Below are 13,619 nucleotides of genomic sequence, written 5' to 3'. Positions count from 1 at the left end.
TGCCGCGCAGTGTTCGCTTGCGGGTCGTGCGTCAGTCGGTGCCGCGCACGATGCGCAGATCGCGTTCGACGCCATCGCCCAATGCGGCCAGCGCCTTCTTGTACTCCTCGCTTTCGTAAGCGGCGACGGCCGCCTCGTACGTCGGGAACTCGATCACGACCGTGCGCTCCTTGAGGCCCTGCTCGCGCGCCTCGTCCGCCACGCCTCGCACGAGGAACTTGCCGCCCGCCGCCGCCACCGCGGCCGGGGCCAATTGCGCGTACGCGGCCAGTTTCTGCGGATCGTTCGTCTTGCGGTACGACGACACCCAATAACCTTTGCTCATTCGAATCTCCTTGTGTGATGGACCAACAGGGGACTAAAGGGGACCTAAGCAGTCGCGGTCTTACATAGTAGCAAAGCGGGCCGGCTCGCGGTGCCGAGCGGTACCGCGCCGCCGCGCGCCGCGCGCCGCGACTTGGACAGCATCTGCCACCACCAGCCCGTGATCGCGCATAACGGGAAGTGTCTCTTTCAGCATCGCCAAAACGATTTAGCCATTAAACAGTTTGTGCACTAGGCTTGCCTTTGCACACTTCAAGCGATGGACCAAAGGAGACAACGAATGAGCGAGCGATACGAGTCGTTTTGTGCATGCTGCGGCGGTCCCGACCACCGGGCGATGAGCCGACGGACTTTCATGAGCCTGCTTGCGGGTAGCGCCGCCGGACTCGCCATGCCGTCCGCGTTCGCCGCGGACACACCCGCCGTGCCCACGATTGCTTATGACTCGATTGCCAACCCCGTACGTTTGCCGAACGACAGGTACTTCGGTGAATGCTCGGGCGTCGCGCTCAATTCGCATGGCCATATCTTCGTGCTGTCGCGCGGCAACACCACCGGCCCCGCATATGGCGCGGCCGCCGCGCAACTGCTCGAGTTCGCGCCCGATGGACGCTTCGTGCGCGAGATCGGCCACAACCTGTATGCGTGGTCATTCGCGCACACGGTGAAGGTGGACCGGCACGACAACATCTGGGTCACCGACAAGGGCTCGGACATGGTGATCAAGTTCACGCCGGAAGGACGCGTCGCGATGGTGTTCGGCCGCAAGCAGGAAGCATCGGACGAGGAGACGGCGCCGCTCAAGCATCCGAATCCACCGCTGCCGTCCGAACCCGGACGCTTTCGCCAGGTGACCGACGTCGCGTGGGACAAGGCGGGCAACACCTATATCAGCGACGGATACATCAACTCGCGCGTCGCGAAGGTCGATCGCGACGGCAACTGGCTGAAGTCATGGGGCGATCGCGGCACGGGACCGGGGCAGTTCCATACGCCGCATAGCATCGCGGTGGATGCGCACGACCACGTTTATGTGGCCGATCGCAGCAACCGGCGCATCCAGGTGTTCGATACCGAGGGCACGTTCCTGCGTCAGTTCACGATCGACGTACCGGTGCCGCCGGACGCGCGCCCCGCGATCGGCAACATGCCGAGCGAAGCGGACCTCGCCGCGGGCACGTTCGCGCCGGGCTCGCCCTGGGCGATCTGCATCTCGCCGGGACCGAATCAGGTGCTCTATAGCGCCGACGCGTTTCCGGGCCGCATCTACAAGATGACGCTCGACGGCAAAGTGCTCGGTGTGCTTGGCAAAGCGGGCAAACAGCCGAAGCAGTTCGGCTGGATTCACGAGATGGCGTGTCCTTCGGAAAACGTATTATTCGTTGCCGAGTTGCTGAACTGGCGTATTCAGAAACTGGTTCTGCATGCGTGATGGACGAAGGCCGCCGCATTCGTCTGTGATGCGGACGCGGACCGGCCCTGTCGATGTCAAGCCGTCTCAGTCGTAACGACGATGCTTGTGATGGTGCTTGCCCGATTGGTGGCCGCGCGAGTAGTCGTTGGCATACGAGTTCGAGCGCGAGATGTTGCCGCCGAGCGCCGAACCCGCGCCGCCGCCGAGCGCGGCGCCGACCAGGCCGCCGGTGCGGCCGCCCATCGCGTTGCCGGCCGCGGTGCCCGCCCCGCCACCGAGCGCGCCGCCGATGATCGCGCCGGTACGTTCACGACGATTCGACGTGACCGCGCCGCCCGCCCCGCCGCCCACCGCGCCGCCGATCACCGCGCCGGTGCTGCCGCCCACCGCGCCGCCGACTGCCGCGCCAGCGACGCCACCGAGCGCGCCACCGAGCATGTTGTTCATATCACCGGCGAGTGCCGGCAACGACGCCGCGGCGCTCAATGCAGCCACGGCAACCATCTGAATGATTTTCTTCGACATATCGGGTCTTTGTTTTAGTGAGACGGCGCCGAGTATAGCGGGGCTTTCGAAAGGCCTTTGTAACCACGAGAGTCTGTGGCGGTAAGACGTGTAACAAAATGAATGGGGCATTGTTCTTTGCGGTGACCGTGAAAAAACAAGGGCCGCTCGTGATGAGCGGCCCCTGAAAATTGAATGCCGATCAGTGAATCAAATCTATCCTTCTACCCGCGCCGCTTCTTCTTCAATTCGATCGTCTCGAACAGATCGTATTCCGGTGTCGGCGTCTGATCCGCGCCCGGCGCATGGTAGTAGTTCATCGTGATCGTGGTGTCGCCGCCGGGCTGCCCCGGATCGTAGTCGAACACCGCGATGCCGTAACCGGTGCCGGTGTCGCGTTGGGCGGACCAGATCGCGTCTTCGACCGCGTCGGCGCTCGCGCGCACAAACGTGCCCGCGGTCGTCGACGGCACCGGGCGATTCGGCTTCGTGAAGATGCGCGCCTGCGGCAGGCCCGTGCCGGTATCGACGCCATACACGTCGAGCGGCGCGCTCGTGCCGCCGCCGCCGAGAATCAGGTGGATCGTGCCGTGGCTCGTATCGAACGTCAATGCACCCGCCGATACCGCCGACATGATCGGCTTGGGCTGCAACGTATCGACCGGGTGCCCCGTCGCGATGTCGGTGCCCTTGTTGTGATTGCAACCGCGCACCGGATAGCTGCGCTCGTAGTCGTGATCGTGACCGCACAGCACGAGGTCCACACCATAGCGATCGAACAGCGGCAGCCACGCTTCGCGAATGCCCTTGTCGGAACCGTTGCCGGTCTTCGACGAACTGAGCGCGTCCTGATGCATCTGCACGATGATCCAGTCCACGTCGTTATCGTGCAATGCATGCCGCAGCACTTTTTCGAGCCAGCGTGTCTGCTCGCCATTGCTATAGCCGCGCACGTACAGCGACGTGCCCGCCGGAATCGGCGGATTGCCGGTACTCGCGACCGGCGTCAGCGGCGCGGGCCCGGCGACGAAAGCGGCGGCATCCTGATAGACGACGTCGTCCGCATCGAGCGAAATGAACAGCACCGAGCCGACGCGGAAGCTGTACCAGCGGCCCGGAAAACGCGTGTGATTATCGGGCAGCACGTAGCGCGACAGATACGACGCAAGGCCCTGCTCGCCGTTGTTGAATTCGAGCTCGTGATTGCCGGGACACGGCATCCACGGCCGGTTCGACGCCGACGTCTGCGCGTTGTTGCCGAAGTCGCGCCACACCTCGGGCTGCTGCGTCGGATTCAGATTCGCATAGCAGAGGTCACCGTTCAGCAGATGGAAGAGCGGCTGAAAGCGCTCGACGGCCGCCACCGCAAAGCGGCTTTGCGGCGACGACAGCACCCAGTTCGTATTCGGCGTCGCGAGATCGCCGTAGCTCGTCCAGCGAAACGGCGCGCGGCCGCGCGGCGCGGTACGAAAACTCGCGGTGAAGGGTTGCGCTGCATTGCCGTCGTTATCGGCCGTCACTTCGTACTGATAGCTCGTGTCGGCCTTCAACTCGCGCACGCGCGCGTGATAGTTGAATACGACCTCGCCGTTGATGCCGTCGGTGTACGTGCTTTGCACCGCGTGCACCGTATGTTTCGCGTGGTCCCCGTTATTGGCGCCGCTTATGCGCACCTGCGGATTGACCGCGGGCGCGAGCGACGACCACGACACGGTAATTTCGCTCGTCGGGTCGCTGCCCCAGGTCAGATGGATCTGCTCGGGCGTGCCATCGGGTGTGCCGCTATTGGCGCCGCGCGCGGTCGATGCGAGCACGCCCGCCGCCGTCGCGAGACTCGATGCGCCGGCGAACTTCAGAAAGCCGCGACGCGAGACGATCGATGCGCCGTGCTCATCGGCAGGCGTTGTCTTGACGATTTTTCTGTTCGACATGTCCGGTATGGTTGTTCAGGTGGAAGAATGCCAGCGCAAAACAACGCCCCGCGGGGCGAGCGCGGACGGAAAGTGACGGACGATCGTAGCCGGACGGCGATGACAGCCCGATGAAAGATCGGGCGAATAGCGGAAGGAGGGTTCGATATCGAAAGGTCTATAAAAACAGATTGCCGGTGCAGCGCGTGATTCGATCGCGCGCATGCAACCGGCAATCCGCTTGACGTCCGTTCAGGTCTGGGAACTTGTATCGTCCGCGGCCTGAGCGTTGTCGGCGTCGTCCTGCTTCTCTTCTTCTTTCTTTTCCACCAGCGATTCCAGCTTTCCAGCGCCTTCGAAACCGGCGATAGCGGCCACGCCTTTGGTCAGCAGACCCGCTTGCGGATCGACTTTCTCAGCGGCCTCAACGGCGGCAACCGCACCGGCAATCTTGCCCACTTCGTCGAGAAGTCCCATGTCGCGCTCCCACAAAAATAAGTGAAGCTGCATCGTCTCACGAACTTTATGGCATGTCGTCAAATGTTACATCGCTTAACGACGAAGCTTTCGGAGTGAAATTTAAACGGCTGCCTCACACGCGCGCGGGCGGCTGCGGATTGTTTCCGGGATTCGTGTCGTACCGTGACACGCGAACAATACCGTTCGCGTCGATCAGCTTCGACAAGCCGGCCTCGAGGGCATCGGCGACGTCCTTGTCATACACTTCGTCGCCATTCACGTGGAGCGTGAACGACTGCAGGTACTTCGCTTTCTTCTCCGGGTTCTCGATGGTTTGCCGTGTCCATTGATAAAGCGGGTAGTTCCCGATGCCCATTTTCTGCGCTTCGCTCACGTAGTCGGCGAATGCATCGAACTGGCATTTGAGCGTTGCGTGATGCGTTTGCAAAATGGCACGTAGCGCTGGATGCGCGGCGCACGAAGGGTCCGCGCGCAGCGAGTTGGCAAGTTCCATCGACGCGGTGATTCGCAGTTGAAATTGCAAGGGAGACGACATCACGACCTCGATCGCATCGGTAACGGATATCAAAAGTCCGCAGGCGCGGCCTTGTCGGCGAGACGCGCGTCGAGCACCGCTTCGCACTGCTCGATTTCTTGGTTGCACATCGGCTTGCCGAGCAGATAACCCTGCGCATGCGTGCAACCGCATACGCGCACGAAATTGAGCTGCTCCTGGGTTTCGATGCCCTCGGCCGTGGTCGGCATGCCGATCTCGCGCGCCAGCGCGACGATGCCGCGCACCACGGCCGCCGATTCGCGCCGATGCACGGACTCGCGGACGAACGAACTGTCGATCTTCAGCTTGTCGAACGAGAAGCGCACGAGCGTGGACATCGTCGAAAAGCCGGTGCCGAAGTCGTCGAGCGCCAGCCCGATACCCAATGCGCGCAATCTGGTGATATTGCGGCGAGTCACTTCGTCGTCGTTCAGCAGTGCCGTTTCCGTGACCTCGAGGTTGAGCCGCGTCGGCGGCAGCCTCGTTTTCCGAAGTATTGCCGTCACCGTCGATGCGAACGATTCCTCGCGCAATTGCACCGGCGATACATTGACCGCGACGATCACCTTGTCGCGCCACGCCGACGCCGCCATGCACGATTGCAGCAGCACCCATTCACCCAACGCGAGGACCAGGCCGGTGCGCTCGGCGGTCGGAATGAACGCGGACGGCGACAACTCGCCGCGCGTCGGATGGGCCCAGCGAATCAGCGCCTCGCGGCCCGCTACCGCGCCGGTATGCAGATCGATGATCGGCTGATACTCCATGCGCAAACCATTGAACGACTTCAGCGCGCCTTCGAGGTCGCTGCGCAGCAGGCTCAGGCTTTCGTCGGATACGTGCTTCTCGGCATCGAAAATCGCGAACGCGCTTTTGCCGCTGCGCTTGACGCCGTACAACGCGCGGTCCGCGCAGATCAGCAATTGCGGACCCGTTTTCGCATGTTCGGGATAGAGCGCGATGCCGACGCTCGCGCCGATATGCACGAGCGCTTCGCTCAACACGAACGGCCGCGCCAGCGTTCTGACGATGCGATCGGCCAGCACGCGCACGTCGCGAAGCTGCCCGGCGTCGTCCGAGATCGCGACGAACTCGTCGCCCGCCAGGCGGCCAACGTGGTCGCCGCTCGGCAGCAGATCGCGCAAACGGGAGGCCGCTTCCTGCAGAATCTGGTCGCCGGCGGCATGACCGAGACTGTCGTTGATCGCCTTGAAGCCGTCGAGGTCGATCAGCAGCACCGCGAACGCCTCGCCCTGCCGCGTCGAACTCTCGCCGGTGCGTTCGATCAGCAGCTCGTTGATACGCGCGCGATTCGGCAAACCGGTCAGGCTATCCTGGCGCGCGAGGCGATGACTGTTTTCCCGCGCGAGCAGCAACGCAACGGTGTCGCGATTACTGCGCAGCGCAACCGTGAAGAAGCCGGCCGCGCAAAACGGAGCCTGAAATAGCAGCACGAGCTTGCCATTGCCCGGCGACATCGCCGCGCCGACACTCAGAAAGCCGAGAATAAAAACGATCTGCAATAACGCAAGCCGCGGCGTGCCCGCATTGCGTCCGGACAATCCGCCGATCACACCGACCGCACAGACGTTTCCAAGCAGAAAAAGCGTGGGACTTCCGCTGATATTGCACAGGAATGTGCCAAACCCGAATAACGCGCTCCACAACAGACTCGCGAAAATAAACGCGGAAGTCGGCGTGGGCAGCCCAAGGGCTGCCCGCGTGCGGCATAACCAGATCAGCGTGAGCCGCGCGATCAGCAATGCGACGACCGCAATACCCCACGCGGCATATAGAGGAATCGGATAAAGATAATACGCGGTTGCGCATACGCTGATTTCGCAAATCGACGCGAAAACGATCGATGCGGTTCGCGTGAACAGGTTGGCAAGCAGAATCTGCCGGTTGTCCGGACTCAGGTTCTGGGCCGAGGATACGACCCACCTGGAAAATGGAGACCTTGGTTCGGTAAAAGCCATGACCTGCGCATTCGACGGTGGGTGGGTCCGAATCGGCATGCGAATGGACGGCTCGTGCAGCGATTACATAAACATAAAGTATCAGATTAATGCATGCAATGGCGTGAAATGACCGGCAGCCGTGGATCAAAAGCCCTGCATGAGCGCGAATCACGACTTGCTCGATGGAGTACGAGCGTTCGGATTGCATGTTGTTGCGGCGCAACGGACCGCTCGATATAGCGCGATTCCGAAGTTGCGGAACGGCAATAAAAAAGAGGAAGATCGTGGCTCTCCCTCTTTGATGATTGTCGCAGCCTCGGCTTGCCGAGTCGCGATCGCCGGCCTCGCTTAGTCGTACAGCACGGCTGCGATCTTCGGATCGTTCATGTTGGTCTTGTCGTACCAGTAAAAACCGGTGTCGATCTTCTTCGGCAGCTTCTCGCCGTGCAGCGCCTTGACCGCCGAGTCGACCGTGCATTTGCCGATACCGACCGGATTCTGCGTAATCGCGCCGGCCATCAAGCCCGACATGATGTTCTCCTTCTGCTCCTTGCCGGAGTCGAAGCCGATCAGCACGAGTTTCTTGCCCGATTCCTTGACGCCGATCGCCGCGCCTTCCGCGGAACCTTCGTTTGCACCGAAGATACCCTTCAGGTTCGGATTCGCCTGGATCATGGTCTTGGCGATTTCCGCGGACTTCAGGTGATCGCCGGCGCCGTATTGCACGGACACGATCTTGATGTTCGGATGCTTCGACTTGATCTGATTGACGAAACCGTCGCGGCGATCGACACCGGTGCGGCTCGTCTGGTCATGCACGATCACGCCGACTTCGCCGGAATTGCCGATCAGCGCGGCCATCTTGTCGGCGGCGAGCGCGGCGGCGGCGACGTTGTCCGTCGAGCAGGTCGTCAACGGAATATCGCTGTCGACGCCCGAGTCGAATGCAATCACCGGAATCTTTTCGTTCTGGGCGCGCTTGAGCAAGGGGATGGCCGCCTTACTGTCGAGCGCCGCGATGCCAAGCGCCTGCGGCTTCTTCGCGAGCGCGGCCGACAGCATGTCGATCTGCTTATCGACCATCGCTTCCGTTTCCGGTCCCTCGAACGTGATCCTGACGTTGTTCGCTTTCGCGGACTGCTCGGCGCCCGATTTGACGGCTTGCCAGAACTGATGCTGGAAGCCTTTCGAAATAAGCGGAATATACGGCTCGTCCGCGTACGCGAGACTACTTCCGCCGACGAGCGCACCGACACCGACCACGATACCGATCAGTCTTCTCTTCAACATGGGGCCTCCTCCAATGGTTGGGCTATCAAGCCGCTATCGAGCTTTCGAGGGAGCCTTCACGTGCCCTCTCTCTCCTGCTCCTGCGTTCCCTGCTTATTTGCTGCTTCCTTGCTCCTGCGTCAACTTCTCCGGCTGCGCCGCAGGATGTCCGCATACACCGCCAGAATGATGATCAAACCGGTCACGACGATCTGCCACTCCTGCGCGACCGACATGATGCGCAGTCCGTTGGTCAGCACGCTCATGATGAAAGCGCCGATGATGGTGCCGAGTATCGTTCCCGAACCGCCGCTCAACGACGTGCCGCCGATCACGACCGCCGCGATCGCATCGAGCTCGTAGCCTTGACCGAGCGCCGGCTGCGCCGAATTCAGCCGCGACGCGATCAGCAGACCCGCGATGCCGCAGATCGCGCCGCCCACGCCGTAAATCGCGATCTTCCAGCGATCGACATTGACGCCCGAGAGCCGCACCGCTTCCTCATTGCTGCCGAGTGCGAACGTATAGCGGCCGAGCGCGGTGCGATTGAGCGTAATAGAACTGACGATCGCGAGAAAGAACAGGATCAGTACCGCATTCGGAATCGGCACGCCCGGCAGGAAATAGCCGATCAGCGAATCCTGGGAAATACGGTAGAAGTTCTCGGTATCGGTGAAATAGATCGGCTTGTCCGCCGACACGACGAGTGAAAGACCTTTGAGCAGCATCATCATGCCGAGCGTCGCGATGAATGGCGGGATCTTCATTTTGGCGGTCAGCGTACCCGATACCGTGCCGCACACCGCGCCCGTCGCGAGTGCCGCGAGCACGCCCGTCCACATCGGCAGATGCCAGTACGTGAGAAATACTCCGCAAATCACGGCGGTAAATGTCATCAACGTACCGACCGACAGATCGATGCCGCCCGTAATGATCACGAACGTGGCGGCAATCGCCAGCACGCCGTTCACAGCTGTCGCCTGAAAAATGCCGAGAATGTTGTCAATCTGCATGAAGGCCGGCGATGCGAAGCTGAAGAACACCAGCAACAGGATAAGGCTCGCGAACGCGAGCATCTTTTGCACGGCGGTCGGCGCGAAAATTCGGCCTTTCAGCCCGGAAGTGCGCCTTTCGTTGTCCAGCGCCGCGGTATCCGTTCGCAATGTCATGTCGTAGACCTCTTCAGGCTTGTACCGTTTTCAGGGTTTCGCGCAGCGTCGCGAGATGCATGATGCGCTCCTGCGTCGCTTCGCCGGCGGACAGCTCGCCGGTAATGCGGCCTTCGCACATCACGACGATGCGGTCGCTCATGCGCAGAACTTCCGGCAGCTCGGAGGAGATCATCACGATCGCCTTGCCTTGCGCCGCCAGCGAGCGCAGCAGCTTGTAGATTTCGCTTTTCGCGCCGACGTCGATGCCGCGCGTCGGTTCATCGAAGAACAGTACGTCGCAATCGCGCTCGAGCCATTTCGCGATCACGATCTTCTGTTGATTGCCGCCCGACAGGAGCCGCACCTGCTGCGTCGCCGAAGGCGTGCGAATCGCAAGCAGCTTGATGAAGTGCTGCGCTCTTTTGCGAATCTGCCCGCGGCGCAGAAACATATTGATTGACAGGAACTTGCCGAGATCGGCCATCACGATGTTCGATTCGACATCCATTCCCGTAGCGAGACCGAAGCGCTTGCGATCTTCGGACAGGTAGCCGATGCCGCGCTTGACCGCATCACTGGGCCTCTTGATCGACGCCTTCACGCCTTTCACGAGTATCTCCCCCGATTCGACCGGATCGGCGCCGAACACCGCGCGCGCGACCTCCGTGCGGCCCGCGCCCATCAAGCCTGCGAAACCGAGTATTTCGCCCTTGCGCAATTCGAAACTGACGTCGCGCACGAGCGGACCTGCGACGAGATTTCTCACTTCGAGCGCGAGTTCGCCTTTCACCGGCGCGCTCTCGACCGGCGTCACGTCGCCCAGCGTGCGTCCGACCATCATGCCGATGATCGTCTCGACGGCGGTGCCCTCGGTCGGCACGGTGGCCACATACTCACCGTCGCGCATCACGGTCACGCGATCGGTGATCTGCTTCAACTCGTCCATCTTGTGCGAGATATAGACGACGCCGACGCCGCGCTCTCTCAATTGACGGATGATCCGGAACAGCTCGGCGATCTCGGCATCGTTGAGCGCGGACGTGGGTTCGTCCATGATCAGCACGCGCGAATCGAAAGACAGTGCTTTCGCGATCTCGACCATCTGCTGACTCGCGACGGTCAGCGTGCCGACCATCGTGCGCGGATCGAGTTTCACGTGCATGCGGGCGAGGATCTCGCTTGCCTGCGCATTCAGTTTGTCTTCATCGAGGAACAGACCCAGACCCTTGCGCGGCTCACGGCCGATAAAGATGTTCTGCGCGATGCTCAGATGATTCATCAGTTGCAGTTCCTGATGAATGATGCCGATGCCGACAGCTTGCGCGTCGCGCGGACCTTGAAAATCGACGGGCTTGCCGTCGAAGAGAATTTCGCCGGAATCGCGCGTATAGACGCCGGCGAGAATTTTCATCAGCGTCGACTTGCCCGCGCCGTTCTCGCCCATCAGCGCATGGACCTCGCCGGCCATGAGTTCGAACCGGACGTCATGAAGCGCTCTTACGCCCGGAAAGCTCTTGCAAAGATTGTTGACGGAAATGAGTGGGTTCATGTGCGGGTCTGTCGACGGCTGCCTATATCACCAACGTTTTTACGGTGGAGCTTTTTTGCGGCTTGAACAACGGCTTTCATTCCAGCTTTCATTCAAGGCGCGAACAGGTCGGGCCGCTCTTTTGCGGACCGCTGCAATTCGGCGACGACCTGGTCGAGATGATCGTGCATCGCTTTCGCGGCCGCATCGCCGTCGCCGGCGCAGAGGGCCTTGAAGATGCTCTCGTGCTCTTCCAGCGTATGCGTGAGCCGTTCTGGACTCGCGAGCAATTGTCTCGCGCGGTCCAGCGCATTGCGCGACACCGCGACGATCTCCTTCACGCGCGGCAGCTTCACCGCGTCGAGCAGGATTTCATGGAAAGCCAGATCGAGCGCGTGAAACGCCAGACGTTCGCCATTTCCAGCCAGACTGCGCTGCTGATCGAGATTGCTTGCCAATGCGTCGAGCGTCGCCCTGTCGTGCATCAGCGCGACCCCACGCACCGTCTCGACTTCCAGTGCGCTGCGGATGAACAGATGCTGGCGGATGTCGTCGAGCGCGATCGGTTTGACGCGCGTGCCGCGTTGCGGCAAAACCTCGACGAGACCCGCATGCGCAAGCCTCGCCAACGCGGATGACACCGGAAAGCGCGACACCCCCATGCGTTCGCACACGGCCATCTTGTCGATCATCATGCCGGGTTCCAACGCCAACGTAACAATCGCTTCTCGCAACGCCGCCTCGACCGCGTCGGTCAAGCTGCCGCGCTCGCCGCCGCCGACTTTTTGCAGTGCGACATACGGGTCCCCGGCGGCATTCTCAAGTTCGGTCGAGGAATTCACGAAGGCCTTGATTTCGAGAAGACATGCTAGCATGCTAGAAAGTGAATGCCGCGTTGTCAACGCGTACAAATGCCTGGAAATACCTAGGGATGCCTGGTATCTGGCAACTCCGGGCTTACCCGTACGCGCAGCAGGAACGCGCGCACAGAGAACGTGCGCACGAAACCGATCCGTCTGCGTCCGCGGACGACAAGCCGAGAGCCACAGCCCCGGAGGGTGCGCAGATGACAACGATCACAAGGCTGTCCGTTCGGGACATCCGGTTCCCCACCTCACGTTCGCTGGACGGCTCCGACGCGATGAATGCCGCGCCGGACTACTCCGCCACTTACGTCACGCTCGAAACCGACACGCCGAATCTCACCGGCCACGGCCTCACGTTCACGATTGGCCGCGGCAATGAAATCTGCGTGACCGCCGTGAATGCACTCACGCCGTTGATCGTCGGCAAGAAGCTCGAAGATATCGCTGCGAATATGGGCGCTTTCTGGCGCGCATTTACTTCGGATAGCCAACTGCGCTGGATCGGCCCCGACAAAGGTGCGATTCATCTTGCCACCGCGGCGGTCGTCAACGCGGTGTGGGACCTGTGGGCGAAATCCGTCGGCAAGCCGGTCTGGAAGCTGCTGGTCGACATGAGCCCGGAAGAACTCGTGCGCTGCCTCGACTTTCGCTACGTGACGGATGCAATCACGCCGCACGAAGCACTCGCGATGCTGCATCGTCATGCGAAGACCAAGGGCGAGCGTGAAAAGGAAATGCTCGCGCACGGCTATCCCGCCTATACGACATCGGCGGGCTGGCTCGGTTACGACGACGACAAGATTCGCCGTCTCGCGCGCGAAGGCGTCGCGCAGGGATGGACGCATTTCAAGCAGAAGGTCGGCGGCGATCTGGAGGAAGACGTACGGCGCGCGCGCATTCTGCGCGAAGAGATCGGCGAGAACCGGAAGCTGATGATGGACGCGAACCAGGTGTGGGACGTCGATGAGGCGATCGCGAACATGCGCCGTCTCGCCGAGTTCGACCCGTGGTGGATCGAGGAGCCCACGAGTCCCGACGACATCCTCGGTCATGCGGCGATTCGCCGGCGGCTCGGTTCGATTGGCGTCGCAACCGGCGAGCATTGCCACAATCGCGTGATGTTCAAGCAACTGCTGCAGGCGCAAGCCATCGACTTCTGCCAGATCGACAGTTGCCGGCTCGGCGGACTCAACGAAGTGATCGTCGTACTGCTGATGGCCGGGAAGTTCGGTGTGCCGGTGTGCCCGCATGCGGGTGGTGTCGGCTTGTGCGAGTACGTGCAGCATATTTCGCTGTTCGACTATATCTGCGTGTCGGCGTCGCTCGAGAATCGCGTGCTCGAATACGTCGATCATTTGCACGAGCATTTCGTGGATCCCGTGGTGATCCGCAACGGGCACTATATGCCGCCGCAAAGGGCCGGGTATAGCATCGAGATGCTCGAAGGGACGCTGGACAGGTACTGGTATCCGGAAGGAGAAGCGTGGCAGGAATGATGCTGGAGGGTAAGGGTTGGTGTCGTCGCGCAGATCGTCGCGGCGACGGGCGACCGGCTCGAGCGTGTTCATCGCGAGCACGCCGGCCGTCATGCGCGCAGCGCGGTGGATGTTGCGTCGCTGCCGGCAGGGGTCGCCGTCGAAGTCGAAGCGGTTGTCGCCTTGAAGAACGTCTGAATTC

12 protein-coding genes and 1 pseudogene are annotated in these 13,619 nt (G+C 61.6%); 3 read left to right on the top strand and 10 right to left on the bottom strand.

Features of this window, described 5'->3' with window-relative positions:
* Nucleotides 1-31: 31 nt before the first annotated feature.
* Nucleotides 32-325: a DUF1330 domain-containing protein gene (locus tag OKW27_RS09655; protein ID WP_018423759.1), complete on the bottom strand. Its 294-nt coding sequence runs from the start codon at nt 323-325 to the stop codon at nt 32-34.
* A gap of 279 nt (nt 326-604) precedes the next feature.
* Here OKW27_RS09655 and OKW27_RS09650 point away from each other — a divergent pair, with 279 nt between their 5' ends.
* Complete coding sequence (locus tag OKW27_RS09650; RefSeq protein ID WP_429333329.1) at nt 605-1,756, top strand: peptidyl-alpha-hydroxyglycine alpha-amidating lyase family protein; 1,152 nt, start codon at nt 605-607, stop codon at nt 1,754-1,756.
* Between the two features lie 66 nt (nt 1,757-1,822).
* Here the strand turns inward: OKW27_RS09650 and OKW27_RS09645 are convergent, their stop codons facing one another.
* The 9 genes from OKW27_RS09645 to OKW27_RS09605 all read right to left on the bottom strand — a co-directional run bounded on the left by OKW27_RS09645 (nt 1,823) and on the right by OKW27_RS09605 (nt 11,951).
* On the bottom strand, nt 1,823-2,263 hold the full coding sequence (locus tag OKW27_RS09645) for a hypothetical protein (protein WP_090807646.1): 441 nt from the start codon (nt 2,261-2,263) through the stop codon (nt 1,823-1,825).
* Between the two features lie 203 nt (nt 2,264-2,466).
* Nucleotides 2,467-4,173, bottom strand: a complete 1,707-nt coding sequence (locus tag OKW27_RS09640) for a purple acid phosphatase family protein (protein WP_429333328.1) — start codon at nt 4,171-4,173, stop codon at nt 2,467-2,469.
* A gap of 231 nt (nt 4,174-4,404) precedes the next feature.
* On the bottom strand, nt 4,405-4,629 hold the full coding sequence (locus OKW27_RS09635) for a hypothetical protein (RefSeq protein WP_090807650.1): 225 nt from the start codon (nt 4,627-4,629) through the stop codon (nt 4,405-4,407).
* Between the two features lie 115 nt (nt 4,630-4,744).
* On the bottom strand, nt 4,745-5,167 hold the full coding sequence (locus OKW27_RS09630; RefSeq protein WP_429333327.1) for a hypothetical protein: 423 nt from the start codon (nt 5,165-5,167) through the stop codon (nt 4,745-4,747).
* A 29-nt stretch (nt 5,168-5,196) separates the two neighbouring features.
* Nucleotides 5,197-7,146, bottom strand: a complete 1,950-nt coding sequence (locus tag OKW27_RS09625) for a putative bifunctional diguanylate cyclase/phosphodiesterase (protein WP_429333326.1) — start codon at nt 7,144-7,146, stop codon at nt 5,197-5,199.
* Nucleotides 7,147-7,476: 330 nt separating this feature from the next.
* Nucleotides 7,477-8,418 carry an ABC transporter substrate-binding protein gene (locus OKW27_RS09620; protein ID WP_090807654.1) on the bottom strand — a complete coding sequence of 314 codons (942 nt, stop codon included), beginning with the start codon at nt 8,416-8,418 and terminating at the stop codon, nt 7,477-7,479.
* 119 nt (nt 8,419-8,537) lie between these two features.
* Nucleotides 8,538-9,566: an ABC transporter permease gene (locus OKW27_RS09615; protein ID WP_090807656.1), complete on the bottom strand. Its 1,029-nt coding sequence runs from the start codon at nt 9,564-9,566 to the stop codon at nt 8,538-8,540.
* A gap of 13 nt (nt 9,567-9,579) precedes the next feature.
* Entirely contained in the window at nt 9,580-11,097 is a 1,518-nt protein-coding gene (locus OKW27_RS09610; protein WP_429333325.1) for a sugar ABC transporter ATP-binding protein, read from the bottom strand.
* 92 nt (nt 11,098-11,189) lie between these two features.
* The gene (locus OKW27_RS09605) at nt 11,190-11,951 is read right to left on the bottom strand and encodes a GntR family transcriptional regulator (protein WP_429333324.1); all 762 of its coding nucleotides are present in this window, start codon (nt 11,949-11,951) and stop codon (nt 11,190-11,192) included.
* Between the two features lie 191 nt (nt 11,952-12,142).
* Here OKW27_RS09605 and OKW27_RS09600 point away from each other — a divergent pair, with 191 nt between their 5' ends.
* The gene (locus tag OKW27_RS09600) at nt 12,143-13,438 is read left to right on the top strand and encodes an L-fuconate dehydratase (protein ID WP_429333323.1); all 1,296 of its coding nucleotides are present in this window, start codon (nt 12,143-12,145) and stop codon (nt 13,436-13,438) included.
* Between the two features lie 15 nt (nt 13,439-13,453).
* Nucleotides 13,454-13,615: pseudogene (locus OKW27_RS09595) on the top strand (RidA family protein); the annotation flags it as partial.
* Nucleotides 13,616-13,619: the final 4 nt, after the last annotated feature.

Origin of the sequence: Paraburkholderia sp. 35.1 (assembly GCF_050436525.1) — a bacterium.
Classification (GTDB): Bacteria; Pseudomonadota; Gammaproteobacteria; order Burkholderiales; family Burkholderiaceae; genus Paraburkholderia; species Paraburkholderia tuberum.
Note: the sequence above shows the minus strand (reverse complement) of the source record. Positions and strands in the feature narration are given on the sequence as shown.

Bases quoted from the DNA above. Each gene is read 5' to 3' on its own strand.
- OKW27_RS09600 (WP_429333323.1), top strand. From the start codon at position 12,143: ATGACAACGATCACAAGGCTGTCCGTTCGGGACATCCGGTTCCCCACC.
- OKW27_RS09625 (WP_429333326.1), bottom strand. From the start codon at position 7,146: ATGGCTTTTACCGAACCAAGGTCTCCATTTTCCAGGTGGGTCGTATCC.
- OKW27_RS09615 (WP_090807656.1), bottom strand. From the start codon at position 9,566: ATGACATTGCGAACGGATACCGCGGCGCTGGACAACGAAAGGCGCACT.
- OKW27_RS09605 (WP_429333324.1), bottom strand. From the start codon at position 11,951: ATGCTAGCATGTCTTCTCGAAATCAAGGCCTTCGTGAATTCCTCGACC.
- OKW27_RS09630 (WP_429333327.1), bottom strand. From the start codon at position 5,167: ATGTCGTCTCCCTTGCAATTTCAACTGCGAATCACCGCGTCGATGGAA.
- OKW27_RS09635 (WP_090807650.1), bottom strand. From the start codon at position 4,629: ATGGGACTTCTCGACGAAGTGGGCAAGATTGCCGGTGCGGTTGCCGCC.
- OKW27_RS09640 (WP_429333328.1), bottom strand. From the start codon at position 4,173: ATGTCGAACAGAAAAATCGTCAAGACAACGCCTGCCGATGAGCACGGC.
- OKW27_RS09620 (WP_090807654.1), bottom strand. From the start codon at position 8,418: ATGTTGAAGAGAAGACTGATCGGTATCGTGGTCGGTGTCGGTGCGCTC.
- OKW27_RS09610 (WP_429333325.1), bottom strand. From the start codon at position 11,097: ATGAACCCACTCATTTCCGTCAACAATCTTTGCAAGAGCTTTCCGGGC.
- OKW27_RS09645 (WP_090807646.1), bottom strand. From the start codon at position 2,263: ATGTCGAAGAAAATCATTCAGATGGTTGCCGTGGCTGCATTGAGCGCC.
- OKW27_RS09655 (WP_018423759.1), bottom strand. From the start codon at position 325: ATGAGCAAAGGTTATTGGGTGTCGTCGTACCGCAAGACGAACGATCCG.
- OKW27_RS09650 (WP_429333329.1), top strand. From the start codon at position 605: ATGAGCGAGCGATACGAGTCGTTTTGTGCATGCTGCGGCGGTCCCGAC.